General features: G+C 55.0%; 25 protein-coding genes. 6 read left to right on the top strand and 19 right to left on the bottom strand.

Annotated elements, in window-relative coordinates:
- Nucleotides 1-5 precede the first annotated feature (5 nt).
- The 3 genes from AT687_RS03050 to AT687_RS03040 all read right to left on the bottom strand — a co-directional run bounded on the left by AT687_RS03050 (nt 6) and on the right by AT687_RS03040 (nt 2,518).
- The gene (locus AT687_RS03050) at nt 6-623 is read right to left on the bottom strand and encodes a dTMP kinase (protein ID WP_014318774.1); all 618 of its coding nucleotides are present in this window, start codon (nt 621-623) and stop codon (nt 6-8) included.
- Nucleotides 623-2,059 carry an adenosylhomocysteinase gene (gene ahcY / locus AT687_RS03045; protein ID WP_014310133.1) on the bottom strand — a complete coding sequence of 479 codons (1,437 nt, stop codon included), beginning with the start codon at nt 2,057-2,059 and terminating at the stop codon, nt 623-625. The genes AT687_RS03050 and ahcY overlap by 1 nt, the downstream gene beginning before the upstream one ends.
- A gap of 105 nt (nt 2,060-2,164) precedes the next feature.
- Nucleotides 2,165-2,518, bottom strand: coding sequence for a DUF4259 domain-containing protein (locus tag AT687_RS03040; RefSeq protein WP_014318773.1), 354 nt, complete (start codon nt 2,516-2,518; stop codon nt 2,165-2,167).
- A 604-nt stretch (nt 2,519-3,122) separates the two neighbouring features.
- Between AT687_RS03040 and AT687_RS03035 the strand changes: the two genes are divergently transcribed.
- Nucleotides 3,123-3,710 carry a hypothetical protein gene (locus AT687_RS03035; protein ID WP_014318771.1) on the top strand — a complete coding sequence of 196 codons (588 nt, stop codon included), beginning with the start codon at nt 3,123-3,125 and terminating at the stop codon, nt 3,708-3,710.
- Between the two features lie 25 nt (nt 3,711-3,735).
- On the opposite strand, the gene manA is transcribed toward AT687_RS03035, so the two are convergent.
- The 4 genes from manA to AT687_RS03015 all read right to left on the bottom strand — a co-directional run bounded on the left by manA (nt 3,736) and on the right by AT687_RS03015 (nt 7,888).
- The gene (gene manA, locus AT687_RS03030; RefSeq protein ID WP_014303056.1) at nt 3,736-4,905 is read right to left on the bottom strand and encodes a mannose-6-phosphate isomerase, class I; all 1,170 of its coding nucleotides are present in this window, start codon (nt 4,903-4,905) and stop codon (nt 3,736-3,738) included.
- A 39-nt stretch (nt 4,906-4,944) separates the two neighbouring features.
- Complete coding sequence (locus AT687_RS03025; protein ID WP_014306601.1) at nt 4,945-5,952, bottom strand: hypothetical protein; 1,008 nt, start codon at nt 5,950-5,952, stop codon at nt 4,945-4,947.
- 48 nt (nt 5,953-6,000) lie between these two features.
- Nucleotides 6,001-7,377, bottom strand: a complete 1,377-nt coding sequence (locus AT687_RS03020; protein ID WP_014318770.1) for a phosphomannomutase/phosphoglucomutase — start codon at nt 7,375-7,377, stop codon at nt 6,001-6,003.
- Between the two features lie 97 nt (nt 7,378-7,474).
- Nucleotides 7,475-7,888, bottom strand: coding sequence for a DUF3499 domain-containing protein (locus AT687_RS03015; RefSeq protein ID WP_010934479.1), 414 nt, complete (start codon nt 7,886-7,888; stop codon nt 7,475-7,477).
- A gap of 98 nt (nt 7,889-7,986) precedes the next feature.
- Between AT687_RS03015 and AT687_RS03010 the strand changes: the two genes are divergently transcribed.
- Nucleotides 7,987-8,442: a metallopeptidase family protein gene (locus tag AT687_RS03010; RefSeq protein ID WP_004567086.1), complete on the top strand. Its 456-nt coding sequence runs from the start codon at nt 7,987-7,989 to the stop codon at nt 8,440-8,442.
- A 73-nt stretch (nt 8,443-8,515) separates the two neighbouring features.
- Here the strand turns inward: AT687_RS03010 and AT687_RS03005 are convergent, their stop codons facing one another.
- From AT687_RS03005 to AT687_RS02995, 3 genes are all read right to left on the bottom strand, one after another.
- Nucleotides 8,516-8,815 carry a WhiB family transcriptional regulator gene (locus AT687_RS03005; protein ID WP_004567085.1) on the bottom strand — a complete coding sequence of 100 codons (300 nt, stop codon included), beginning with the start codon at nt 8,813-8,815 and terminating at the stop codon, nt 8,516-8,518.
- Between the two features lie 457 nt (nt 8,816-9,272).
- On the bottom strand, nt 9,273-10,361 hold the full coding sequence (manB, locus tag AT687_RS03000; protein WP_004567082.1) for a mannose-1-phosphate guanylyltransferase: 1,089 nt from the start codon (nt 10,359-10,361) through the stop codon (nt 9,273-9,275).
- Between the two features lie 153 nt (nt 10,362-10,514).
- The gene (locus tag AT687_RS02995) at nt 10,515-11,450 is read right to left on the bottom strand and encodes a glycosyltransferase family 2 protein (RefSeq protein ID WP_014318769.1); all 936 of its coding nucleotides are present in this window, start codon (nt 11,448-11,450) and stop codon (nt 10,515-10,517) included.
- A gap of 123 nt (nt 11,451-11,573) precedes the next feature.
- Here AT687_RS02995 and AT687_RS02990 point away from each other — a divergent pair, with 123 nt between their 5' ends.
- Both AT687_RS02990 and AT687_RS02985 read left to right on the top strand, forming a co-directional pair.
- A complete protein-coding gene (locus AT687_RS02990; RefSeq protein ID WP_014318768.1) occupies nt 11,574-13,142 on the top strand; it encodes an LCP family protein in 1,569 nt (522 codons plus the stop codon).
- Between the two features lie 11 nt (nt 13,143-13,153).
- Nucleotides 13,154-13,816, top strand: a complete 663-nt coding sequence (locus AT687_RS02985) for a TIGR03089 family protein (RefSeq protein ID WP_014318767.1) — start codon at nt 13,154-13,156, stop codon at nt 13,814-13,816.
- Here the strand turns inward: AT687_RS02985 and AT687_RS02980 are convergent.
- Nucleotides 13,813-14,070 carry a HypC/HybG/HupF family hydrogenase formation chaperone gene (locus AT687_RS02980; RefSeq protein ID WP_004567074.1) on the bottom strand — a complete coding sequence of 86 codons (258 nt, stop codon included), beginning with the start codon at nt 14,068-14,070 and terminating at the stop codon, nt 13,813-13,815. The genes AT687_RS02985 and AT687_RS02980 overlap by 4 nt on opposite strands.
- Before the next feature lie 5 nt (nt 14,071-14,075).
- The gene (locus AT687_RS02975; protein WP_014318766.1) at nt 14,076-15,119 is read right to left on the bottom strand and encodes a nickel-dependent hydrogenase large subunit; all 1,044 of its coding nucleotides are present in this window, start codon (nt 15,117-15,119) and stop codon (nt 14,076-14,078) included.
- Between the two features lie 26 nt (nt 15,120-15,145).
- Here AT687_RS02975 and AT687_RS02970 point away from each other — a divergent pair, with 26 nt between their 5' ends.
- On the top strand, nt 15,146-15,511 hold the full coding sequence (locus tag AT687_RS02970; RefSeq protein WP_021334898.1) for a hydrogenase maturation nickel metallochaperone HypA/HybF: 366 nt from the start codon (nt 15,146-15,148) through the stop codon (nt 15,509-15,511).
- On the opposite strand, the gene AT687_RS02965 is transcribed toward AT687_RS02970, so the two are convergent.
- The 6 genes from AT687_RS02965 to AT687_RS02940 form a co-directional block, all read right to left on the bottom strand.
- Nucleotides 15,508-16,020, bottom strand: coding sequence for a HyaD/HybD family hydrogenase maturation endopeptidase (locus AT687_RS02965; protein WP_014318764.1), 513 nt, complete (start codon nt 16,018-16,020; stop codon nt 15,508-15,510). The two genes, AT687_RS02970 and AT687_RS02965, sit on opposite strands and share 4 nt — an antisense overlap.
- Nucleotides 16,021-16,030: 10 nt before the next feature.
- On the bottom strand, nt 16,031-17,185 hold the full coding sequence (gene cybH / locus AT687_RS02960) for a Ni/Fe-hydrogenase, b-type cytochrome subunit (RefSeq protein ID WP_014303049.1): 1,155 nt from the start codon (nt 17,183-17,185) through the stop codon (nt 16,031-16,033).
- Nucleotides 17,182-18,927, bottom strand: coding sequence for a nickel-dependent hydrogenase large subunit (locus AT687_RS02955; protein ID WP_014318763.1), 1,746 nt, complete (start codon nt 18,925-18,927; stop codon nt 17,182-17,184). The genes cybH and AT687_RS02955 overlap by 4 nt, the downstream gene beginning before the upstream one ends.
- 5 nt (nt 18,928-18,932) lie before the next feature.
- On the bottom strand, nt 18,933-20,189 hold the full coding sequence (locus AT687_RS02950) for a hydrogenase small subunit (protein WP_041630892.1): 1,257 nt from the start codon (nt 20,187-20,189) through the stop codon (nt 18,933-18,935).
- A gap of 300 nt (nt 20,190-20,489) precedes the next feature.
- Complete coding sequence (gene hypB, locus AT687_RS02945; protein WP_010934469.1) at nt 20,490-21,251, bottom strand: hydrogenase nickel incorporation protein HypB; 762 nt, start codon at nt 21,249-21,251, stop codon at nt 20,490-20,492.
- A gap of 11 nt (nt 21,252-21,262) precedes the next feature.
- Nucleotides 21,263-21,595 (bottom strand): hydrogenase maturation nickel metallochaperone HypA, encoded by a 333-nt coding sequence (locus AT687_RS02940; protein WP_041740630.1) that lies wholly within the window; start codon nt 21,593-21,595, stop codon nt 21,263-21,265.
- A gap of 18 nt (nt 21,596-21,613) precedes the next feature.
- Here AT687_RS02940 and hypF point away from each other — a divergent pair, with 18 nt between their 5' ends.
- Complete coding sequence (gene hypF / locus AT687_RS02935; protein ID WP_014318761.1) at nt 21,614-23,848, top strand: carbamoyltransferase HypF; 2,235 nt, start codon at nt 21,614-21,616, stop codon at nt 23,846-23,848.
- A gap of 8 nt (nt 23,849-23,856) precedes the next feature.
- Here the strand turns inward: hypF and hypE are convergent, their stop codons facing one another.
- Complete coding sequence (gene hypE, locus AT687_RS02930; protein WP_014318760.1) at nt 23,857-24,927, bottom strand: hydrogenase expression/formation protein HypE; 1,071 nt, start codon at nt 24,925-24,927, stop codon at nt 23,857-23,859.
- Between the last annotated feature and the right edge of the window lie 41 nt (nt 24,928-24,968).

Below are 24,968 nucleotides of genomic sequence, written 5' to 3'. Positions count from 1 at the left end.
CTCAGTTATGCACTGAGCGCTTGAATAATTCGTTGTGCCACCGTATCCGGTGACTCATCTGGGTGTACTAGCAGCCATGGAGACATCCATTTTTGCTGTGCCAGCGACTCATACGCTTGGAAGGTTCGTTCCTGTAGACCAGCATCTTCCTCATAGCGGTCTAGTTTGCGAGATGCGTCGGCAGCCTCGCGGCGTTGCGTCCGCTGCGCGGCTAATTCCGGAGAGGTATGCAGCAAAATATGAATATCGGGTACCGGTAAGCCCAATTCCTCAAATTCGAGTTCTTGAACCCACTGCACCATGGCATCATTTCGAGTTCGCGCAGCTGAATAAGCAGCGTTAGAAGCCACGTAGCGATCCAACAGCACTACTTTCGACGTCCCGACATAATGCCCCAGCACCGCCTTTGCGTCGTAGCGGTCCAGCGCAAACAGCGTAGCCATCGCGTAGGCAGAATCAGTCAGATCTCCCATCGAGCCATATAAGGCACGCTGCGCAAGCTTGGCATGAATGGACTGCTCGTAGCGCGGGAAACCGATCACATCGGCGTCGAAACGCTCCTTGAGGGCGCTGACCAAAGTGTTCTTGCCAGCGCCATCAATACCCTCAATCGCGATGATCATTAGTAGCGGTAGTGCTCCGGCTTGTAAGGGCCAGCAACATCGACTCCGATGTATTCGGCTTGTTCCTTTGTCAGTTCGGTGATCGTGCCACCCAATGCCTCGACATGGATACGAGCGACCTTCTCGTCCAAGATCTTTGGCAGGCGGTATACCTCGTTGACGTATCGGCCATCGTTTTGGAACAGCTCAATTTGTGCAATGGTCTGGTCGGCAAAGGAAGTAGACATCACAAAGCTAGGGTGACCGGTTGCATTGCCCAAATTCAGAAGGCGACCTTCAGACAACACCACAATGGACTTGCCGTTAGGCAACGTGAACTCATCAACCTGTGGCTTGATGGTCACACGCGAAACATCATCGCGGTGCAGTAACGAGGCCATGTCGATCTCATTGTCAAAGTGGCCGATGTTGCCCAACACTGCGTGATCTTTCATAGCGAGCATCTGCTCAAAGGAGATGATGCCCATGTTGCCAGTCGCAGTAATCACAATGTCGGCATCGCCAATAGCTTGATCAACATGGACCACTGGGAAACCATCCATCAAAGCCTGCAAAGCATTGATCGGATCAGCTTCGGTGACCTTTACGCGTGCACCCTGGCCAGCCATGGCTTCTGCACAGCCCTTGCCCACATCGCCATAGCCACAGATCAGCACGTTCTTTCCGCCCATCAGCATATCGGTGGCGCGGTTGATTCCGTCGATAAGCGAATGGCGAGTGCCGTACTTGTTGTCAAACTTGGACTTGGTCACTGCATCGTTGACGTTCATTGCAGGGAACGGCAAAACGCCTTCTTCTGCGAAATGGTAGAGACGGTGGACACCAGTGGTGGTTTCTTCCGTCACGCCCTTGACGGACTCGGCAATGGCGGTCCATTTACCAGGCTGCTCTGCCAAGGTCTTGCGCAACATGCCAAGGAATGCTTGGTACTCATCCGAGTCGCCTTCTTCGACTGGTGGGACCATGCCAGCTTCCTCGAACTGCTTACCGCGGATCACAGCCATGGTGGCATCGCCACCATCGTCCAAGATCATGTTAGGAAGCTCATCGCCCCAGCTAAAGATCTTATCTACGCAGTCCCAGTACTCTTCGAGCGTCTCACCTTTCCACGCAAACACCGGGACACCTTGGGGGTCTTCAGGAGTGCCATGCGGACCAACGACGACAGCTGCGGCAGCCTCGTCCTGAGTAGAGAAAATATTGCAGGAAGCCCAACGCACCTGAGCGCCCAAGGCAACTAGAGTCTCGATAAGCACTGCGGTCTGAACCGTCATATGGATCGAACCGGTGATTCGAGCGCCCGCCAATGGCTGCTCTTGCTTGTATTCCTCACGCAACTGCATAAGGCCAGGCATTTCATACTCGGCTAGACGAATCTGGTGGCGGCCGGCCTCAGCCAAGCTGAGGTCTTTCACGTTGTAATCAAAAGCAGCCATCGTGGCTATTCTCTCCTTGGGGAAATTGCGTCAAAAAAGGGAGTGCAGAAACAAATCGAACCCAGCCTACAGGTAGCACGTGACACACAAGCTGGGAAAAGAAACTTAGCTTAGTGCCTCGGTAAATGCCTCGAGGTCATGCTCGGTTTCCACCGTGTCGAGCAAGGAAGCTGCAACCTCATAGAGCTCCTCGTCGCCTTCGCCGATATTGGCACGGATGAATGAGTGTTCGTTGACTGCGTCGGCATCAGTAAATGGTGCACCAGCCCAGATAGCAACAATGGTGGCTGCTGCGCGCCCGTTTTGGCGCTCGTCTTCCGAAACATTGCCCTCGCCGGCAGCAAGAACACATGCGTCGCGGATAGCCTCGACAACTTCTTCCGTGTCCAAATCATTGAGTTCGTCGAGAAAATCAGCGTTGACTTCTTCCAACAAAATCTCGGTTTCCCATGCAGACATGGTGTAGATACCTTTCCAAAAGTCTCAGACGTATTCGTCATTCCATGCTCAACGCATAATCTGCGGCTTCAAAATCAGACGAACACGATGAAAATTGCAATGTTTTCCTATAGGGACAAGTTATACCCATAAAGACTAATGCGCGTTCCTTGCACACCCAACTGTGCAGGGAACACTCTTGCCGTCGAGCAACACATATGCACTCTTCCTCATAAATAATTTTTATGATAGCGTGACTTTTGTTATCAAAATGTGACACAGTAGTCACTGTGACGCATCCGAGTATCCACGACGTCTACCTAGCAGCCATGCGCGCTGCTGACTCGCGTGAGGAGAACCAGTGACCATGACCAACACCCGACGCTTTGCCATTTTCATTGCCTCGGGAGTCTCCGCCGCGGTTTTTATTGGCGTCGCAGTGTGGAAGTTCGGAAGCACCGACAACTTAGCCAGCAAAAATGAATCCATTGCCGGCCCTGCTGCCGTAGCAACCACATCAGCCTCTGGTACTCCAGTTGCTCATAGCACCAGTACCGACAAACCGGCCCCTTCGGCGACAGCCACACCAGACGTCTCCAGCCAAGACTCCCTATCCCACCGCGCAATGACGCAACCTGGCTCAGCCACCGAAATGCACTCCCAACGGTGGGAAGAAGATATTGCAAAGCAGTTGCGCAACAATGAGTTGCCACACACGGCAAAAACGCGACGCCTTCCTACTTACGACGCCGACCAGCCAGCAACAACGACGCATTCAACAGCACAAGCCACACCAGAAAACGCTACGTCGAGCGCTCCTGCGACACCATCAACGCCTCGCAGCGAAGGATCAGTGCCTACCCCAGATCACAACACTGAAACATCGGCACCAAACAGCACTCCACAGGCCCCGCCCGCTCAACCCCAACTCTTAGATCAACTTCCCCACATTGAGCTACCAAAGGTGCTTCCTGCACCTCCAGTAGCTCCTGCCCCACCTGTAGCTCCTGCACCGCAGGCTGATACCCCGACTTCTATCGTAGAGGAATCAACTGTTCCACTAATACCGAAGCTTCATTTGTCCAGCGGAACCTCTCGCGAAAATCGCAGTGCTGAAGAAACCCCACAAACCGCAGATCCGCGCAAGCAAAATGCAAAACCTAGCCCCGCACCATCTACTGATGCGCGCCCCGCGGCTCCCACTGCGCAGTAATAGCGCAGCTCAGAGCCTGCTAAAGCTATACGGAAGCGACGAAAAGCTCACCTGATCCTGTAACTTCAACTGCTGGATCGTCAGCAGAAATCCACAGTGCTTGGGTAGGTGCTAGCACGACATCATTAATAGTCAACTCACCGGAGGTGCACACCGCGATCATCGGGCCATCATGCTCGAGACGCGCATCATGCTCTGTCTCAGAATCGATGTGCAAACATTGAAGCGCAAACTCATTAATAGGAACCTCGTAACGGCCATCCACAGACCGCACAATGGGATCCTCGAGAGACTCAAAACGAAGCACTCGAACCAACTCGGGAACATCAACATACTTAGGGGTAAGACCACCACGCAGTACGTTATCCGAGTTTGCCATGATCTCTACGCCCAAACCTTTGACATAAGCATGCAGGTTACCGGCACTGAGGTAAATGGCTTCTCCCGGTTGGAGCACCACATAGTTGAGCAATAACGCCCCCAGAACTCCGATGTCATTGGGGTAGCGATCATTAAGCTGGGCAACATTGCGAGCCGCTACCTGGATCCACTCAGGACTCGTGGTGCTCAGCCCGTCGATAGCCTCGATAATGGCGGCAATAAGCTGCTGGCGACTTGCTACGGGGATCGTGATCCATGTGGTAAACAGCGCACGAAGATTCTCGCCTTCATGTTCTGGGGAAGAATCGAGCATTCCTACGTAGCGGTTGAGCTTCTCGCACTGCAATGCTTGGAAAAGCTCCCGAGTTTTATCCAATGGCCGGAAACCTGCCATCGCATGGAACTCAGTAAGTGCTACCAAAAGCTCTGGCTTATGGTTGTCATCCTTGTAGTTTCGGTTGCTCGCACCAAGCGCAATGCCGAGATCATTTTCGCGGCTAAATCCTTCTTCTGCCTGCTGCTTTGATGGGTGTGCCTGCAAGGATAACGGTTGATCCGCGGCGAGAAGTTTAAGAAGGAATGGAAGTCGGTGACCGTGCTCGGTAACAACACGGTGCCCTAGCTGCGTGGCAGGGTCTTGTGCAATGACGTCAGCAAGAGTCCGCTCGCCATCAATCACAGACGGACCACTTGGATGAGCCCCGTACCAGAGTTCTGCGATGGGCCGAGAATCGGCCGCATCTCCCCGAAGCTGTTGAATTAGCGTTCGAGAGCCCCAAGCATAGGCTTGAGTTGCTGGTGCTAGTAGCTGCATCGTAGTTGTTCCTCCACAACAAGTATCCCCCGAGATGTTTTATGCATCTGTGGCACCAAAAAATGCCGTCGCTGCATAACCTCGAGCCAACATCCTGATGACACCATCACGCTCATGCGTGGTGTCCTCCGATACTTGGCTTCGTGCCCACGTCACCGTCTCCGCACTTAGCCACAACACAGTGTGCAGTGGTAACTCGGAGTTCGATGATGGCGGGGCATCAAACTCGGGATCATAAAAAATATTTTGTTCTTTAGGTTCTAAACGCGGCAGAGCCACTTCTAGTTCCTGTGCTTCCATGCTTGCCGACGCCCTTCCGAACGCCGTCCACAAAGCGGACATGGTATCAGCCAACGACGCTGCAACTAAACCTCGACCGCTATGAATCACACGGCCTGATAAAAGTGCCAGTTGACGGGCAGGATTTACTAATTGATCCCGCTTCGGTGAGCATTCTTGCAGCTCACGGTCAGCGTGATCGGCGCTCACGTTTAACTCAGCACTGATGTCTCCCGCTGCTCGCACAGTGTGATCAAGACAACGTAAAACCGCAGTGACAACCGCAAAGACGCGAGCAGGGCTTAGCCCTTGCACAAGCGGCAACGCCGGTACCACTATCGCAGCCACGTCCTCAGCATCAGCAGCTATATGCCCATGAGGTGCACAGGCCACCACCACGTGGCAGCCACGACGTGCCGCAGTCACAATACTTTGCGAAAGTCCATCGTGATCTGCACGTTCACTGATTGCCACCACAATGTCTAAGGATCCGGCAAAGCGCGGTAGTTGATCGCTAATGTGTACGGGGCATCCCATAGGTTCTGCAACTGCGAGCGCTAATCGAGCCGCAGCTCTGCCCCAGTGCTCGGGACATAAGATGATGACGCTTCGCGGCTGCAACGTACAGAGTTGTTGAGCTTGTTCAGATTCGCACCACTGCGCTACAGCCCGTATCTGTGCGCCTTCATGCGCAATGTCATAGAAAGCAACGGCTAGTGGGTCATATGCCCCACTAGCCGTTGGTGTAGTCCACGAAGAAGTATGCATCAGTGGCCATTATAGGCTTCGCCACTGTGATGCTTCTTCTCCTAAAGATTATGCGCGAATGATAGCGAGAATCTCTTCGACGAGCGCTGCCACTTCTTGGTCGGTTTCAGCCTCAACATTGAGCCGTAGCAGGGGTTCGGTGTTCGATGCACGAACATTAAACCAAGCCTTGGTGTCCTTGAGTTCTACAGTGACACCGTCGAGGCGATCAACGCTTTCGATACGATCGGCAAAGGCATCTAGTACCGCTTGGGTACGCTCTGCCTGTGCTTCGGAGCTTGCCAGCCTAGAGTTGATCTCTCCGGATGCTTGGTAACGGTTGTACTGATGCATGAGCTCCGAAAGCGGCTTATCTTGGCCACCTAGAGCCGCCAAAACGTGCATGGCAGCAAGGATTCCGGAGTCAGCGTTGAAGAACTCCGAGAAGTAGTAGTGCGCGGAATGCTCGCCACCGAATACTGCGGAGTGCTCAGCCATTTGGGCTTTGATAAAGGAGTGTCCCACGCGAGTACGTACGGCGCTACCACCGTTTTCTGCGATGATTTCCGGCACAGACTTCGATGTAATCAGGTTGTGGATTACTGTTGCGCCTGGGTGTTGTGCCAAATAGCGTTCAGCGACGATGGCACAAATGGCCGAAGGGCTGACCGGCTGGCCAAGCTCATCGACAACAAAGCAGCGATCCGCATCTCCGTCGAATGCTAGACCGATGTCAGCACCGACCTCAGGGGTGAACTTTTGCAGATCCACCAAGTTCTTCGGGTCTAGTGGGTTGGCCTCATGGTTAGGGAACGTACCGTCGAGTTCAAAGTAGAGCGGTTTAATCTCAAGTGACAGACCCGCAAATACTTCAGGAACGGTGTGGCCACCCATGCCATTGGCGGCGTCAACAGCCACAACCAGCGGACGAATGTTGGACAAATCGACCAAGTTGCGCAGGAATGCTGCGTAATCAGCCAAGGTGTCTCGATGTGAGATTTCGCCTTGTGGACCATCAAATGCTGGGATTCCGTCGACAAGCATGTCGATGATCTGCGCCAACCCGGTTTCTTGTCCCACGGGACGGGCGCCACTGCGGCACATCTTGATGCCGTTGTACTCGGCAGGGTTGTGGCTCGCCGTGAACATCGCGCCAGGGCAATCCAGCTCGCCCGAGACGCAGTACAGCTGGTCGGTAGAGGTAAGCCCCAGTTGGATGACATTGACGCCCTGAGATACCACACCGCGAGCGAAGGCGTCGGCAAGCTCTGGCGAAGATGGCCGCATGTCATGACCGATGGCAACCTTAGCTGCGCCTTCACCGCGCATCAGCGCACCAAACGCTGCGCCAACCTCTGCAATGAAGTCGCTGTCGATGTCAACGCCGACGACGCCGCGGACGTCATATGCCTTAATCACCTTCGTTACCGATTCACGGGTACGCATGAAAGAAAATCCCACCTTTCAGGGATGCACAAAAGTATTCACAGGGATTCTACCCCCTAGGACGGATACGAGTCCGCCCGCAGTCCAGCTTTATGCCCTAATCGTTATCGTCATCGTCTTCAGGTTCCGGCACAACGCTCAGATGCGCACGCCGCCCACGCTGACGCTTGACGCGATTAATGGGATGGTTACCGCCAATGTCCTCTGGAACAGGGGTATCTACCCGAATGGGATCAACCAAACCAGAAGCGTGTGTTCCCGCTTCTCGCACAGCTTCTGCCAACGCGGTGAGGTCCGACTCATCATCAAATGTGAGGTCCTCATGAACCAACTCCCAACCCAGTGGTGCTGTGGTTCGCGCTGCATGCGCCTCACACAGATCCCAACTATGGGGATCATCATTAGGTGACAAGGGACCAACCACCGCCGTTGATCGCGCATAGGCGTATGTCAGCGTAGCCACCGCGGGCTTACCGCAACCGGGACGAGAACAACGACGGATATGATTCACGGTGATTAAGTCTAGACTGCAACTTGAGGTTTAGGTAGTAACGAGCACATCGGCGCGCTATCGCCACCATAGACACGCAACACATTATCCTGATCCCCATGACTCAGCGGCTACATAGGGATCGACATGATCGCGGAGTACGCGGCCCGCTTTTCTCCAGCGCACTGCCACGTTACCGCTCCAGACGGCAGCGTTTCGACGCCACCGTCCTTGAGGCATACGCGCCCCTGCAACAACGCTACGCCGCACAATTAACCCACCTTGATATTGCCGTGGATACCGTTCCACGCATGCGCCTGGGCTTTGATCCCGCACTTGTGCCCGATGAAGTCGTAGCCGATGGCCCCGTCCCCTTAGGGCGCGTTATCCCAGCGGGCGTGGATTCTTCAGGCCGCCCCACCCGTGCTCGCCTCGTTCTCTTCCGCATGGCTATCGAGCAACGGGTGGTCAGTGCACAAGAGCGCCGTGAGCTCGTCACCACCGTCTTGACTGCCCTAGTGGCCAATTACCTTAATATCTCACCAACAGATATTGACCCGAATTTCCAGTGGTAGACATCAGCAAAACCCCTCTGCCACATATTTCGTAGCAAAGGGGTTTGATGCTGCATGCTCTCAGAGCTAAGCGCTACCCAATCTCACGCTTTAGTCGACGACGCTCACGCTCGGAAAGGCCTCCCCAAATACCGAAGCGCTCATCGTGCTCCAATGCGTATTCAAGGCATTCATCCCTTACCGCACAGGCTTGGCAGATACGTTTTGCCTCACGAGTCGATCCGCCCTTTTCAGGAAAGAATGCCTCTGGGTCAGTTTGCGCACAAAGCGCTTGTTCTTGCCATTCCTGCTCAACCGCACCAAAGAGCTCATCAATGGATAGGTCAAGCGCTGCGCGAGTCCGAGGCGCGGCGTTACTGGCCATATCTTCCACGCCACACTCCTCTCCTCGTATTGTTCAGTATTGACAGGCTCCCATAAACCCTGATGCATGGGTTGGGAGCGATTCCGCCTACACAAGGCGAATTACATAACTGAGATTCAACACGCCAACACAAGATAACGTCAACCTGAACATGTAATTCCGATCGGAAAAATCGCATTTCCGCAGGTTGTTAACTTCATTAGTCACACCAGTAACATTGCCACCACCATAGGGGTATACGGTGGGGGTACTACATATAGTGGTGCCTCTAAAAATACTTCGCTAGTCGGCTCATTATCGGCGTGTCGTATAAAAGTGTTTGAACACAAACGTGCTAGCACTCAGCAGCTACTAAGAAATCGCTTCAGCCAGCCTCCATAAAATGCGAAAGCTCCCACCACAACGAGGGGGTCTACCCTGCCGTGGTGGGAGCCTATGACTAGGTTGCGCTAGGTATTACTGCAGCTTAGGCATCCGAACTAAAACGGATACCAGCAGTTGGAATCACAACTCCTGGCCACACACGCATGCCGTCGCGAAGCTCACAACGTGCACCGATTTCCGCGCCTTCACCAATCACACAGCCGGTAATGCGAGCATTGGCTCCAATACGAGCACCATGCCCAATAATCGAATCTTCAATCACAGCACCCGGCTCAATGGTCACACCATCAAACACCACGGTGTCGTCCAAACGACAGCCCGCACCGATTTCAGTGCCGCGACCAATCACGGTACCGCCCAAAAGCAACGCACCATCGCTAACACCAGCGGATTCGTCGACAAGGCACTCCCCCGTCTTACCTTCCAACAACGGCGACGGCGCAATACCACGAACCAAATCTGACGAACCGCGCACGAAGTCAGAAGGAGTACCCATGTCGCGCCAATATGCATTGTCTACATAACCGAACACGCGGCGTCCCTCCTCCAGCAAGCGTGGGAAAGTCTCGCGCTCCACAGACACCACTCGATCTGCAGGGATCTCACCGATCAGCTCACGACGGAACACATAGCAACCAGCATTAATCTGGTCCGTTGGTGGATCCTCGGTCTTTTCCAAGAAAGCAGAAACTCGTCCCTCAGCATCAGTGGGCACACAACCAAACGCACGAGGATCTGGAACTCGTACCAAATGCATGGTCACATCAGCGTTTTTGGCATGGTGAGCATCAAGGATTCCACCAAGATCAGTGCCGCCAAGAACATCGCCGTTAAACACCATCACGGTGTTAGCACGAAGCTTGTCATACACGTTCCGAATGCCGCCACCGGTACCCAATGGCTTATCCTCCACCACGTACTCAATCTCCAAGCCGAGATCAGCACCATCACCGAAGTAGTCCTCAAACACCTCCGCCTTAAACGACGTACCCAGCACCACATGCGTGATACCGGCAGCCTTGATACGCGCAAGCAAATGCGAAAGGAACGGCACACCTGCCGTAGGCAGCATGGGCTTTGGAGTCGACACAGTCAGCGGACGCAACCTAGTGCCCTTACCTCCAACAAGGATCACAGCATCTGTGTCGCTGCGCAGTGTTGTTTCAGTCATTAGTTTCGAGTGCCTTTACTTATCGGTGTAGAAGGATTATCCCCATCGCATAAACACAACAATTGCTTTGCACCAACGTTATGCCGTAGCCGAGGGTCCTTACTTCAAGGTAAATAGTGTAACAATCCTAGAAAAGTAAGTTAATTATTGAACTCACTTGAACTTCGCAGCCGCCACCGCAACTACCGCGCGAAGTTTCAAACCTACTCGCAGCAGGACACGTAACGGCAGGTAACGAAGCCCCGGATGGCGATCTGCTTGGAAACGATACGCCGAATCGTGATGCGCAGGAAGCATCTTCTCTGGGTGCTTACCAGCCGCGTGCCCAACAGCATGCGTAATCACCGCATCGGGACAAAAGACGTTATCAAAACCCGCACGGCCAAATCGATCACCAAGATCCACATCTTCCATGTACATGAAGTAGCGTTCATCAAAGCCACCGATCTGCTCGAAAGCATCCCAGCGCACTAGCAAACACGATCCCGACAACCAGCCAGCCGTACGCTCAGTAGTCATGTCTCGGTTATCACGATATGCCCGCGACCATGGGTTAGAAGGCCACACCGAGCTAAACAACGCATGTCCCACGCCATTTTTGATGGTGGGCACTTGGCGCGCTGATGGATACGCCGAGCCATCAGATTGGCGAATATACGGCCCAATATCCGCTGCTTGCGGATGACGAGAAGCACACTGCACCATGGCGTCGATAGAACTTGGTTCAAAAACCACATCGGGATTAGATAACACGAAAAATTCCGCATTGATCTTTCCAGATTCCCTCAGCGGCGCAAGCTTGCGCACAGCCGCATTAATTGCTGAACCGTATCCAATATTTCCGCCCGTGGGGAAAAATTCCACTGAAGGATCTGCCTGCGCAGCCGCCTCTGGCACACCATCTACTGAGCCGTTATCCGCCAACACAACATACGTGGGCTGTGCAGTCGCCTCTTTTACAGAAGACAAAAACGCGCCCAAGTGTTTGCCAGGCGAATATGTCACAGTAATGATTGCTAAAGCTGGTTCAGTGGAATTACTCACGGCAATCAGCCTAGCGGTGTACGTCCACCAGATAGGGAGTGCCACGCGGTGTAAACCCATCACGGTGTGGCTGGGACACGAGGATAAAGAAAAAAGTTACTGATTTAAAGGTATCTCCCCTAAACTTTGAGCAGATCGTGAACTTGATTTTCTTCGGAGCACCCCACAATGTCAGATAATTTTCGCCGTAACCGTGCGATCCAGGCACCACCACCAGCAGGCCCAACCACGGCACAGGCAGGACCAAAACCTGTCAAAGTGCTGCTGTCCTTATTATCTGCCTTAGTGCTGATCGTCTCGGCAGCTGGTTATTTCACTGTTGGACGAATCGGTAACACGGTCGCTTCTGCCGGCAACCTCGTACTCGGCGGCGATAAAGGCATGAAAGAAGCTGCCGACGGCGCCACCGACATCCTGCTCGTTGGCTCCGACTCGCGTACGGATGCCCAGGGTAATCCGCTCACTCCGGAAGAAATCGAGTTGTTGCACGCAGGCGACGAGGAAAACGACAACACCGACACCCTCATGGTTATTCGCGTGCCTAACGACGGCTCCTCTGCCACCGCGATCTCAATTCCTCGTGACACCTATGTGCATGATGAAAACGAGGGCAACCTCAAGATCAATGGTGTCTACCGCGCCTACAAAAACCGCAAAGCTTCCGAACTAGTCAATAGTGGGGAAAGCGATCAAAAGCACATTGACGAACTATCCAAGGAAGCTGGACGCAAGGCTCTCATCTCTAGCATCTCCGATCTCACTGGTGTCACCGTTGACCATTACGCAGAAGTAGGCCTCCTCGGGTTCGTACTGCTCACCAATGCTGTTGGTGGCGTCGACGTTTGTCTTAACAACGACGTTTACGATGAGTTTTCTGGTGCAGACTTCAAAGCCGGCCAACAAACCCTACGCGACGGTCAAGCTCTCGCATTCGTTCGCCAACGCCACGGTCTACCACGCGGTGACCTTGATCGTATTGTTCGCCAGCAAGCGTTTATGGCATCGCTTGTTGCCAAAGTTCTTTCTTCGGGCACACTGACCAACCCATCCAAGCTCTCCGATCTAGGTGAGGCAGTATCTCGCTCCGTGGTGATCGATAAAAACTGGGACGTCATGAGCTTTGCCAACCAACTCCAAAACTTGGCCGGTGGCAACGTAAAATTCAACACCATCCCCGTGACATCCATTGATGGCGTAGGCGATTATGGCGAATCCGTGGTCACCGTGGATAAAAACCAAGTCCACCAATTCTTCGATCGCCTCCTCAACGGCAACAACGGCGAAGAAGCCCCAACCTCGGATAGCGAAGCACCGGCAGAAAACCCCCACACGTCCACCACTATCGACGTGCTCAATGCCACCAGCACCACCGGGCTTGCTTCGCAAGTAGCAGGCCATCTCTCCGCAAAGCACTACACCATCGGCAACATCGGCAATGCATTAGAAGGCATGTACCACGAAAGCCAAATTGTTGCCGCCGACCCAAACAATGAAGCAGTCAAGGCTATTGCCGCCGAACTCGGAGGCCTACCCATTACCCAGCGCAGTGACCTAGATGCCGATTCCGTCGTCGTTGTTATCGCATCCGATTACTCTGGCCCAACCGGCGATGGCGCAGAATCATCTGACTCTTCTAGTAGCACCACCACCGTTGGCAAGCCTGGCAGCGACGAAGGCGAAGCAATTGTCTCCCCTGAAATCGACGCCGGTGGGCAAGGACCTCGCTGCGTGAACTAGCATGAGCAGGCATGGAGCTACTCGCAAACATCCTTGCCACTGAACCCGCCGCCCCACGTGTCACCGTGTATAACGAAGACACTGGGGCGCGTCTTGATTTCTCCGGAATCACCCTCGATAACTGGTCCGCAAAAGTAGCCAACATGCTGCGCGAAGAATCCGGACTCGACGCCGGCGCCACCATCTGCATCGACCTGTCACCAAGTTGGCAATCAATCGCCATCGCCCTCGGTGCGCTCGCAGCCGGAATCACACCACACTTTGGCGCCACGAGCGATCATCCAGAATCCGAAGCACTATTTGTAACGCCAGACCACACAGTCAGCGGAGACGTCGATACGTATCTTGTCACCGACGACCCCTTCGGCCGCGGCGTGGAAGAATGCGGCGCAACACTGCCCGACGGAGCCATCGACTTCGCCCCCACCGTGCGATTCTACGGCGACCAATTCTTCGAACCCACCCCACGCATCCAAGACCTCACCGCCACCAACCCACTCCAGCCCAACACCCGACTCATCAGCCGCGGCTGGACCGACCTCGACGGCTTCACCCACGCAGTTATCAACCCCCTCGCCGCCGGCGGCTCAGCAGTCATCGTCGCAGGCACCCCCACCCCCGAGCGTATCGACGCCATCTGCGCCGCCGAAAAAGTCAGCGCACGAAACCTCTAACGCGGCTCCCGTGGAGCAAGCTGAACCTGCTGCACCAAATTGAATTCGGCGATCGTAGCCAACGACTCCTGGGCCGACTTCTCATCCAACACCTCCATGGCGTAGCCATTCTGCAGCAGCACAAACTGCCCCACCTGCACCTCCGGCACATACATCACCGAACACGGCCGCTGCTCACCAGCCATATCCACCACCGCCATCGGCAATGGGCCATCAAGAACCTCAACAACACGCGCTGGAATACCAAGACACATCTGCTCTAGTTTCCTTTCTCAATCACAACGCCCATATGCCCCTCCGGAGCCGAACTACACGGCAAACATGGATTCGCCGTCCTAATCGAATTCTCCACGCTCAGTTCTACTCCCCTATCCGAATCCTGTTGCAACGACGCCTCCAACATCGACGCCAACCACGCCTCATTTTGAGCAGTCGGAGTCAAAATCTGACAATCCACCAACACGCCATCCTCATTAGCGACGTAACGATGCACCAGCAATCCCCGTGGACCTTCAACCGCGCCAACTCCAATTCCGGAAAGAATCGACGATTCTTTCCGGAATTCTCCTTCGCACAACCGCGGATCGGCGATGATGCGTCGGATCTCAGCCAGTGACCGCGGCACCATCGCTTCTCCGTGAGCGTAGGGGCCTACGCGATAAGGATGACCATGGACCAGTGGTCGAGGCGCAGGATCGCCAGGGCGTGATTCTGCTACATGGTCAGCCCAGGTTTGCAGATCAAAGGTGATGCGTTCTTCACCAGAACGAGCGGTGACATGATCGCCAAGGGGGTCGAGGGTTCCATGACTGGTGAGCATCATGTCGAAACCGTCGTAAGGAACTGGTTCAAATGACTCCTCGTAATTTTCCGGTAGGCGCAGCTCTGCGAGTGCCTGCGGATCTGGAAGTGCACGCACACCACCGGGGATCGCAACGTCAGGGAAATGGCCAGGCGAACCTGCAGCAGCCATTACTGCCTTGCCAAGGCGCTTGATGTCCATATCGGGGGAAGCATAAAGAATCGACCCGTGGTGAAGCAGCAATCGAACAAGTTGTGCGGATTGGGGAACTTCTACGCCACAGAGGGCGTCGAGTGCTCGTACCCCCGCGAGGTGATGAGCGACTGGGCATAGTCCGCAGAGTCGTTTGACGATGTCTGGTACTTCAGCAACGTTACGACCGACGAGCATGGGGTCGAGACGCGGCAAGCCAGAAAGATCAAAGTATGCACCCGAATCGGTGTACACCACCTTGGCTTCGAAGGGATCAACGAACTGATCCAAGCGCAGTGTTGTACTCACTGGTTATAGCTCCTCATAATGGTTATATGCATGAACTTGGACTGTTATCTGGTGTGGTGTCTGCGACGGAATCGTCGATTCCTTCCGGAAAGAATCGACGAGTCCTTCGGATAGCGCTACGCGTCGGCGCGCGTTTGGGGGCGATTCCGGAGGCCTTGGAAGGCGCGTGGCCGATCGCTTCGAGTGGCAGTGCATGCGATGGTGCTGAGCTTCTCATTGATTTTATTCCCGCATCGGTGTGGTGTCCGCAGTGTGATGGTGAGGTGGAAATCGATGAGTTTTTTGCGTTGTGTTGTCCGGTGTGTGGAACCCCGACGGCTGATTTGCGGTCGGGGCGGGAGTTTGAGATTGCTTGGGTGGATATTGAAGATCCCAAGGACGAAGAACCTTAATTCGCGTGGGCGGCTTCGAGACGTTGCCATTCAGCGATGACGTCTCGGGCTGCGTCGGTGGCGGTTTCGATAGCGTCTGTTACTGCTTGGCTGAGGCCTACGTGAAGGTCGCAGTGCTCGACGACGATTCCCACTACTGCTACCTCGTTGGGTTCACGGCCAAGAAGGCGTGCTGCAGAAAGCAGGTCGAGCAGACCTACTTGGTGTGGGGATAGCCGTGAGCTCAGCAGACGTGGGATCTGGTCGCCGTGGAGGCGAACAACATCGCCTGGCGCGCCTGGACCTGTGACGGCGTCGAGAAGCAGAAGTTTGTCTGCGTCTTGGACTATGGGGAGCAATTCCATGCCGGAGGTGCCGCCGTCGATGTAGTTGGGGGCGGCGGGGTCGGATGTGGATAGTCGCGGAACCCAGTCAAGGTCATTGGTAATGCCTTGGAGACGGCGCAAAACTGCGAGGTCTGCGCCGTCGTCTCCCATGACTGGGTTTCCTACTCCGATTACTGTGATCACGCTGTTTTCGTTATCCGATCTCTGGGGCGTCGACTGGGCGCGCACCTCGACGCATCCATACGGCACCGTTGAACATAGAGGAGACACCTCCATGGCGTTCGAGGGCGTCGGCACGCACAGCTAGGTAGACGTGAATGATTACGAACGCCCAGATGATGTACATGATCACGGCGTGAATCAGACGAATCACGGGGATTCCCCACCAGTGTGCTGGGTAGGACATCATGATCCAGAACCAGTTGGTTTGGTTGGCAAGGCCGTAAAGGGTCATGCCGGTGACCATCTGTGCCAAACACAGCACGTAGATGCCGGTATAGGACAGCTGCTGAAGTGGGTTGTGTGCCAAGAATAGCGGGCCGTGGCGTTTGATAAACGCGTAGTACTGGATGATGCCCAACAGGTTTTTAAAGTCCTGTTTGTTATTTAGTGGCCAGAAGGCTCGCCAGCGCATTTGTCGGTCTTTGGACGTAAATGCCAAGACCACACGGGAAATCCCTAGGGCGATCCAGAGGAACCCTGCAACAAAGTGGATGAGACGAATCCAGCCCATCATGTAGCCCACGTCGCCGCCGGTGGGTCGGTAGTAGGGGTCCATGATGTAGTAGCCGGTGAGTGTCATCGCGATGATGAGGAACATGTTGGCCCAGTGTTGGAAGCGCAGCATGCCAGACCAGACGTTGACGCGCACCCATTCGCTGCGGCCACTGTGCTGGCGAATTTCATCGTCATCTTCTACCCCAACGGCGACGAATCCCTCCATGTGGAATCTGCCATCGGCTTCTTTGGTGGCAATGCCGAGGCAGCGTCGACCGCTTTTGGTCAGCACATCAGCGTTGCGCTCTAGGAGGGTTTTTTCCTCACGGGTAGCGTGAGCTTTGCTCATCACGGTGGCGAGGTCGCCACGCATGATGGTCACGGGGCGGTCTTCACCGGCCATGCGAAAGTTGTCCACTCGGGCGAGTGAGTACTTGCGTTGCGGAGTTGCTGGCTCATATGCCGACGCCTGTGGCAGATCAATGTCGGGGCGATTGACTGCTAGCGAGTTGGCTAGTGCGTGGTCGATGGGGTCCTCAGTGTGCTCAGGTGCTGCAGCCGCTAGGGCGAGCAGACGCCCTGGGCTGAGCTTGCGCACACTGTAGGACTGTGCGACGTGGATGAGTTTCATGACGTCATCACCTGGAATTCTTCGTGTCCCTCCACATCGAGCACATGGACTGCGCAGGACATGCATGGGTCGAAGGAGTGGATGGTGCGTAGTGGTTCCAAAGGCTGCTTTGGATCAAGCAGTGGGTGTCCACCACCGGCGAGTGATTCCTCATAAGGGCCCATGTTGCCTTGTGGGTCACGGCCACCGGCAAGCCAGGTTGTAGGAACAACCGCCTGGTAGCGGGTTACTTTTTGGTCTTCGATGGTGACGTAGTGTCCGAGGCAGCCACGAGCAACTTCCATCAGTCCGAAACCATCAGAGGCTTCTTTAGGCCACGTATCTGGCTCCCACTTGGATGAGTCGAAGACTTCGTAGTCGCCGCCAACGATTCCTTGGACGAAGGCTGGTAGCAGATCGACTGCCATGTGATCGGCAGTGGTGATGGCTTCGATTGCACGTGCCAAGGTACGACCCGCTGTGGAATTGAGGTCCTTAACCTGCATGTCTACGCTGCGCAAAGCGTCGTCGACAAGCTTGCGGGTGTGGGCGTGACCTTGAATGTAGGCGCTGAGCACGCGGGCAACAGGGCCTACTTGGGTGGGGCGGCCGTCGTAACGCGGTGCTTTAGACCAAGTGTACTTATCGTCGTCGGCAAGCCATGTGTATGGCGGGGTTGGGCCGGTGTAGTTGACGGTTGTTTCACCGACGAGTGGCTGCAAGCCGGCGTCGTCGCCTTCTTCGTAGCTGTACCACGCTGAGGAGATGTACTCACGGATCTTGTCGTGATCAAGCGGATGGATCTTGCTGTAGTCGCCGTCGAGGATCACGCCCGGTTTGATATCGCGGTTGCTGTGAGAACGTGGTGTTCCTACTACCCCACCTGCGTAACGTGTACCTGCCATACCGATGGCTAGGAAGTTTGGCGAGGAGGCACCGATCTTGAAGTAGTCCTTGTAGGCGCCCATGATGGCGACAGCATCTGGGTAGTAGCATTCCTTGACAAATTCTTGGATCTCATCGGTCCAGTCTTTGATTTGATCAAGTTGTACTTGGTTAAACGTCTCAGACTTGTTGGGGTCGATGTTGCAGGCCATGCCGCCCACGAGGAAGTTGGGGTGTGGGTTTTTGCCACCGAAGATGGTGGTAATGCGGATGATCGAGCGTTGGAATTCTAGGGCGTCGAGGTAGTGCGATACCGCCATCAAGTTAGCTTCTGCGGGAAGGCGGTAGTCGGGGTGGTCCCAGTAGCCGCCAGTGAAGATGGACAATTGTCCTGAATCGAGGATGCCTTGGACGGTCTTTTTCACCTTGGCGAATTGTGATTCGGTGTTGCCCTTCCACTTGGAGCCGATCTTGTTAGCAAACTCAACGGCTTTCTTGGGGTCCGCTTCTGCAGCGGATACCACGTTGACCCAGTCCAGGGCGTGGAGGTGGTAGAAGTGCACCACGTGGTCATGGATTTCTTGTGCGCCAAGCAAAATGTCACGGATTAGTTCTGCTTGCTTGGGCACTTGTGAACCAATGGCGTCTTCAACAGCCATGACGGAAGCGACCGAGTGGGTGGAGGTGCACACGCCGCAGATACGGCCAACGAATGCCCATACGTCGCGGGGGTCACGCCCCTTCACGATGGTTTCGATACCACGGAACTGGGTGGTTTCGCTCCACGCATTGGTGATGTTTTTGCCATCGCGTTCTAGCTCAATACGCAGGTGGCCTTCGATTCGGGTGAGTGGATCAATAACTACGCGCTCAGCCATGTGCTTTACGCCTCCTCGTTCTTGCTAGATGCTGATTGTCCGCGCTTATCGACGCCCCCATCACCGTTGCCAGCAGCGTTGACTGTGGGGAACGGCAGTGCAACAGGCCCTGGCCCATCGCCGAAGGCAGCTAGAGCAACGTCGTTTTCGCGGCTGAGCCGGTTTTCTTTTTGCGAACGCAGCGCGGTAATACCGCCGTGGACCGCCACGCCTGCTGCGGCTGCGCCCATGAGGCCCAGTCCGATCTTCTCAGTTGTCGACTCGATACCAATGCCTTTGATATCGGGCAGCACTGAGTAAAACGGCGTGAATTTATCAAAGAAGTCTTTTTCCGTACAGCCGATACATGGGTGACCTGCACCGATAGGCCAGCCGGCTTTCATGTTCCACTGAATGATCGGGCATGGGCTGAATGTGGATGGCCCCTTACAACCGACTTCGTAGAGGCACCAACCATTTTTGGCACCGTCGTCATCAAAGGAGCGCACGAACTGGCCGGCATCGTAGTGTGCGCGACGTGGGCAGGAATCGTGAATACGCTGGTCGTAGGCGAAAAGCGGACGACCTTCGGCATCCACCTTCGGTGCTTCACCGTGGGTAAGAATGTAAGTGATGGTGGCGGTAATAACCTCGCCAATTGGTGGGCAACCGGATACGTTGATCACTGGTTTATCAGTAATGATGTCCTCTACACCTACCGCACCTGTGGGATTGGGCTTGGCAGCCTGAACAGAACCATAGACTGCGCATGCACCGACAGCGAGCACCGCCGTAGCGTTTTCTGCCGCCTCGCGCAGTACCTGCTCAGCGGACTTTCCGCCGATGGTGCAGTACACGCCGTTTTCATTCAACGGTACGGAACCGTTGACTACCAAGATATGTGGCTCGTGGGAGACTTCTTCGAGCGCTTTTTCAGCTGCTTCGCCGGAGGCCGCCATGACCAGCTCGTTGTAGTTCAAGGAGAGCAGTCCCAAGACCATGTCTTCTACGGTGGTGCCACCGGATCGCAGTACCGATTCCATGCAGCCGGTGCACTCTTGTAGCTGCAACCATGCAACATTGGGTTTGGTTACGGCACCAAGTTTTTTAGCGATCTCCTCGGCGCTGGATTTCAGCTCTTCTGATCGCGCGCTAATGGGAGCACCAAAGGTAAATACTGCAGCTAATCCGCTACAGAGCTTCATAAAATCACGGCGACTAACACCACGACGCTCTAGGTTGTCTTGGAGGGTTTCCCCTTGCCAGCCGGCGTCAATATTCATAACAGCAGCCCCTCCTCGGGGGTAGTAACCAATACACCCAGTGCCCTGTTCAACACTAACGTACATGCGGCACTTTTCACTGAAAGAATATCATTTCACCTGCATTTTTAGGATTCACGCCGATAGCCCCCACGGTATAACGTCCGTGAGATTTTTAGTCTGCGCCGCAACCTTCGTATCCACCTGCGATTCTTAGTTTGCACACCGTTTTTCACAACTAAATTGTGTCGAAAATACAAAGGGCGGGCACACCCACTTTGTGGGGTAGCCTCGCCCTAAGAGATCAGATGGCTTACTCGTCTATTTGGCCCCGACCAACCATTCAATCCAGCCGTCGAGTCCTTCACCCGTCTTGGCAGAAACCTCAAACACTTTGGCGTCGGGATTGACTTGGCGCAGATTCTTCATAAAAAGCTCCATGTCAAAATCCAAATATGGCAGCAAGTCGATCTTGTTAATCACGACTGCATCCACGCTACGGAACATCACAGGGTACTTCAGAGGCTTATCTTCCCCCTCCGTGACCGAGTAGATCATCGCTTTGCTGTGCTCACCGACTTCAAATTCCGCAGGGCACACCAAGTTGCCAACGTTTTCAATGAGCACCACGTCGAGGGTGTCAAGGTCTAGGCCACGAAGCGCACGGCTCACCATAGGGGCATCGAGGTGGCACTCTCCACCAAAACCATTGCCAGTGTTCAGCAATGAAATCTGGGCACCAAAGCCAGTGAGACGATCTGCGTCTAGGGAAGTTTCAATGTCGCCTTCAACAACACCTACGCGCACTTTTCCTTCAGCAGCTCGCAATACATGCTGCAACACCGTGGTTTTACCTGCACCAGGCGAGCTCATGATGTTGATGCAACGCACCTGGTGGGCGTCGAAAAGCTCCTTGTTATCCGCAGCGCAGTGGTCGTTTTCGTGGAAAATATCCTCTAGGACCTCAATGCGCTCCCGCCCAGTTTCGTAACCGGAGTGATCCCCAACATCATGAGAATGACCGTGGTGGTCATGGTCGTGGGAATGCACCGTACCGTCGTCGTGGCGATGAAAACGCCCCATGAAAACTCCTCCTAGGATTGCTCGACTTCTATGTCCATAACTGTGAACTCTTCCCCACTGATTATCTCAGCGGGCGCACCACAAGTGGCACAACTAAACTTCAGTTCCCCGTCGTCAGTGATATGCCCGTTAGGGCAGCGCAGCCGCAGGGGCACGGAAGTGGTTTCTAACACCGCGCCGTCCAGAGGCGTTCCCTTGATAACAAAACCCCACGCGTACTCCAAGGTTTCGGGGACCACCTGACGCAACACGCCAATACGCACCCGTACGACAAGAACGCGGCGGCCTTGCGCTGCCCGATCGACAGCACGCGCCAACTGAGAACTTAACGCCACTTCATGCACAAGCACTAGCCTAGAACTATGTTGCGCACTCGATACCTTCTCAGGGGTGTAGTTCAGGGGGTAGGCTTTCGCCCCCACGTTGCCGCCGTCGCCGCCCGTCATCGCATAACTGGCTTGTGTGGCAACAACGATCTTGAGGTGTTTGTCGAGGCCCAAGCCCTATCCGAGGACATCCTCGATGCATTCATTTCCGACGTGCTCGCCACCCTCCCACCACTCGCACACGTGGTAACCGTCACGCAGTCATCATGCCCACCGATCAGCCACGAAACAGACTTCCGCATCGTCGCATCCGAGCATCTCCCCGGCGCGCGCACACTGATCCCACCCGATGTTGCGACCTGCCCTGATTGTTTGGCGGATATGGCGGATCCAAACAATCGCCGTTATCGCTACCCTTTTACAACGTGTACTCATTGTGGACCGCGTTTGAGCATCATTGAGGACCTTCCCTATGACCGACCGCTGACAACAATGAAGCTTTTCCCCATGTGTCCGCAGTGCGCCAAGGAGTATTCCGATCCGCACGATCGCCGCTATCATGCCCAGCCAATTAGCTGTCCTGATTGCGGTCCGTCGTTGTGGGTAGAGGCTACTGAAACGCATGGCAGGCCACCGCTACGCTTGCGTGTCGACGACCCCATCGCTTACTGCCGTGACGCAATCTCGAGGGGAAAGATTGTAGCCGTTAAGGGCCTAGGCGGATTCCATCTCATGTGCGACGCAACCAATGACGAAGCAGTGCGAACGCTGCGCGAACGTAAGCATCGCCCCACAAAACCGCTGGCCGTTATGATTCCCGATGTGGAAAAAGCCCGTGAGCTAGCCAGATTAGATGCCGATACCACGGCGGCGCTTACTGATCCTGCGCATCCCATCGTTTTAGTGCCCACGACAAGCAAGCAACGCCTCAAACTCAGCCTACTCATTGCTCCAGGCTTGGACTATGTAGGACTCGTGCTGCCCTATACACCACTGCATACGCTCTTGGTTGACTCCCCTGTCGTAGCGACTTCTGCCAATAACTCCGGCGAGCCCCTGTGCTGGGATAATGACGTAGCGCGCGAGAATCTGACGCATCTTGCCGATGTGTTCCTCATGCACGATCGCCCGATTCATATTCCTGTGGAAGATTCGGTGGTCGTTCCCAGCGCACACGGCATTGTTCCCATTAGACGATCGCGGGGGTTTGCCCCACTGCCACTGACGATTCCCACTTTTGCCGAAGCTGGCCAACCGGCACTGAGCACGCTCGCAGTCGGTGGAGAATTAAAAAACACTTTTACCCTTGCTCACGAAGACTACGCACATATCTCTAGCCACATTGGGGATATGGGATCGTGGCCAAGCCAGCAGGCGTTCCATCGCGCAGTTGATCAAATGCTGAGCATGCAGCGCACCCGCCCCGACTTGTTGGTCTGCGATCTTCATCCCAGCTATGCCACCACCGCTTGGGCACAGCGCTATAGCGAATCCAACGATATTCCGCTTGTTCAGGTTCAGCATCATGAAGCCCATGCGATGGCGCTTCTTGCTGAACACCGCGCATGTGGTACACCAGCGGTCATTCTGGCCGCAGACGGCACCGGCTATGGGCACGACAATACGATCTGGGGTGGCGAGCTTCTTTCCTATCATCCTGATACTGGATTCGAGCGCACGTGGCACGTCCCCACCTTTGAACTTGTTGGTGGCGATCGCGCGGTCCAGCATCCGTGGCGGATCGCGGCCGGCATCGCACATGCATGGGATTTGGACTGGGATTGTGGGAAAGAATCGTCGATTCTTTCCCACACATCTGCGGCAGAGATCGAACTAGTAGAAAGTCAGTTGTCGTCTGGCTTTGGCGTGGTGCGTACAAGTTCGCTGGGCCGCGTGTTTGATGCTGCGGCTGCAATCGTGGGGATTCGCCCGCCGAGTTTTGAGGCGGAGTCCGCGATGTTGTTCGAGGCTGCGGCTAGAAATTGCGAGAAACGAGAATCAGAGGCGACGTCGTTTCCGGAGGCATTTGCGGAACTTCTTGAGACTCGAAACCCGTGGACGTTTCATCATGCGGTAGCGCAGATTCTTCAGCACCACATCGATGAGGCTGCAGTCGGCATGAGTACCGGTCTTACTGGTGGTTGCGCATTGAATCAACTGTTGTCGAGCATGTTGCGCGTTGATATGCGCCATCAAATTGTGCCGCCGAATGATGGCGGGTTAAGCCTCGGCCAGGCGGTGCTGGGACGTTGGACTGTGAGCACCGCCTAGCTTAGTCATTAGCAGATTCGTGGTAGCGGGTCACCGACCAACATGTCCACCATGCGGGAACCGCCAAAACCGGTACGCAGAACGACGGATGCGGCTGGTTGTTCCACGATCTGGCCGATGCAGCTGGCTTCGGGGATGGTTGCCAGTGCGGTGTCTACTTGGTCGGCGGGAACGATCGCCACGAAGGTGCCTTCGTTTGCTACGTACATGGGGTCGATGCCGAGCATGTCGCAGGCGGCTCGGGTCATATCGCGAACTGGCAGCGGGTCGTTGAGGGCTACGCCTAGGCCGGTGGCTCGGGCGAGCTCGTTCATGACAGTAGCAAGTCCGCCACGGGTAGCGTCGCGCATCCAACGTGGGGTCACGCCAGCAGCATAGAGCGCTTCAATTTGGCCGTTCACGCTTCGGGTGTCGGATTCAATAGGAGCGCTGATGGCGAGATCACCACGTGCCATCATGACGGCCATGCCGTGGTCGGCGATGGGGCCAGAAACGATGATCGCATCCCCTACTTGGGGGTCAGCACTGGTACGGCCCTCAGGAATGATTCCCACACCTGCGGTAGTGATGTAGAGCTTGTCGCATGTGCCTTTGGGAACCACTTTGGTATCACCGGTCACGATGTGTACACCAGCAGTTTCAGCAGCTGCATGCATGTCTGCAACGATGCGCTTGAGCGTGGCGATCTCAAGGCCTTCTTCGAGGATGAAGGCAGTAGAGATCATCGTGGGGATCGCGCCGGATACCGCGAGGTCGTTGACTGTTCCGTTAACCGCAAGATCACCGATACTGCCACCTGGGAATTCGATGGGGTTGACCACGTAGGAGTCAGTAGAAAACGCAAGGGTTCCGCCAGCCACATCTGTGGGTACCACGGCGGCGTCGCCACGCATCTCGAGGTGATCGTTACCGTATCCGGAGTAGAATATGTTTTCTACCAAAGCGGCCGAGGCTTTTCCGCCTGCTCCGTGCTGAAGCGTGACTTTGTCGTCTGTGAATCGAAAAGGTCGGGCGCGTACGCGATCGATGTTGATATTTACCTTGTGTTCGTCGTCGTTTAGTCGATTCTTGGGTTCCATCGATTGTTTCCTTGGTAGTGTTTTCTAGCGGTATTGAAGGA

Source organism: Corynebacterium diphtheriae (assembly GCF_001457455.1).
GTDB classification, from domain to species: Bacteria; Actinomycetota; Actinomycetes; order Mycobacteriales; family Mycobacteriaceae; genus Corynebacterium; species Corynebacterium diphtheriae.
This window is presented reverse-complemented; position numbering and strand designations above follow the sequence as displayed.

Bases quoted from the DNA above. Each gene is read 5' to 3' on its own strand.
- hypB (WP_010934469.1), bottom strand. From the start codon at position 21,251: ATGGGGCGTTTTCATCGCCACGACGACGGTACGGTGCATTCCCACGAC.
- hypF (WP_014318761.1), top strand. From the start codon at position 21,614: ATGTTGCGCACTCGATACCTTCTCAGGGGTGTAGTTCAGGGGGTAGGC.
- AT687_RS02990 (WP_014318768.1), top strand. From the start codon at position 11,574: ATGTCAGATAATTTTCGCCGTAACCGTGCGATCCAGGCACCACCACCA.
- hypE (WP_014318760.1), bottom strand. From the start codon at position 24,927: ATGGAACCCAAGAATCGACTAAACGACGACGAACACAAGGTAAATATC.
- AT687_RS02970 (WP_021334898.1), top strand. From the start codon at position 15,146: ATGCATGAACTTGGACTGTTATCTGGTGTGGTGTCTGCGACGGAATCG.
- manA (WP_014303056.1), bottom strand. From the start codon at position 4,905: ATGCAGCTACTAGCACCAGCAACTCAAGCCTATGCTTGGGGCTCTCGA.
- manB (WP_004567082.1), bottom strand. From the start codon at position 10,361: ATGACTGAAACAACACTGCGCAGCGACACAGATGCTGTGATCCTTGTT.
- AT687_RS02980 (WP_004567074.1), bottom strand. From the start codon at position 14,070: ATGTGTCTTGGTATTCCAGCGCGTGTTGTTGAGGTTCTTGATGGCCCA.
- AT687_RS03010 (WP_004567086.1), top strand. From the start codon at position 7,987: ATGACTCAGCGGCTACATAGGGATCGACATGATCGCGGAGTACGCGGC.
- AT687_RS03040 (WP_014318773.1), bottom strand. From the start codon at position 2,518: ATGTCTGCATGGGAAACCGAGATTTTGTTGGAAGAAGTCAACGCTGAT.
- AT687_RS03025 (WP_014306601.1), bottom strand. From the start codon at position 5,952: ATGCATACTTCTTCGTGGACTACACCAACGGCTAGTGGGGCATATGAC.
- AT687_RS02950 (WP_041630892.1), bottom strand. From the start codon at position 20,189: ATGAATATTGACGCCGGCTGGCAAGGGGAAACCCTCCAAGACAACCTA.
- cybH (WP_014303049.1), bottom strand. From the start codon at position 17,185: ATGAAACTCATCCACGTCGCACAGTCCTACAGTGTGCGCAAGCTCAGC.
- AT687_RS03050 (WP_014318774.1), bottom strand. From the start codon at position 623: ATGATCATCGCGATTGAGGGTATTGATGGCGCTGGCAAGAACACTTTG.
- ahcY (WP_014310133.1), bottom strand. From the start codon at position 2,059: ATGGCTGCTTTTGATTACAACGTGAAAGACCTCAGCTTGGCTGAGGCC.
- AT687_RS02985 (WP_014318767.1), top strand. From the start codon at position 13,154: ATGGAGCTACTCGCAAACATCCTTGCCACTGAACCCGCCGCCCCACGT.
- AT687_RS02955 (WP_014318763.1), bottom strand. From the start codon at position 18,927: ATGGCTGAGCGCGTAGTTATTGATCCACTCACCCGAATCGAAGGCCAC.
- AT687_RS03020 (WP_014318770.1), bottom strand. From the start codon at position 7,377: ATGCGTACCCGTGAATCGGTAACGAAGGTGATTAAGGCATATGACGTC.
- AT687_RS03035 (WP_014318771.1), top strand. From the start codon at position 3,123: ATGACGCAACCTGGCTCAGCCACCGAAATGCACTCCCAACGGTGGGAA.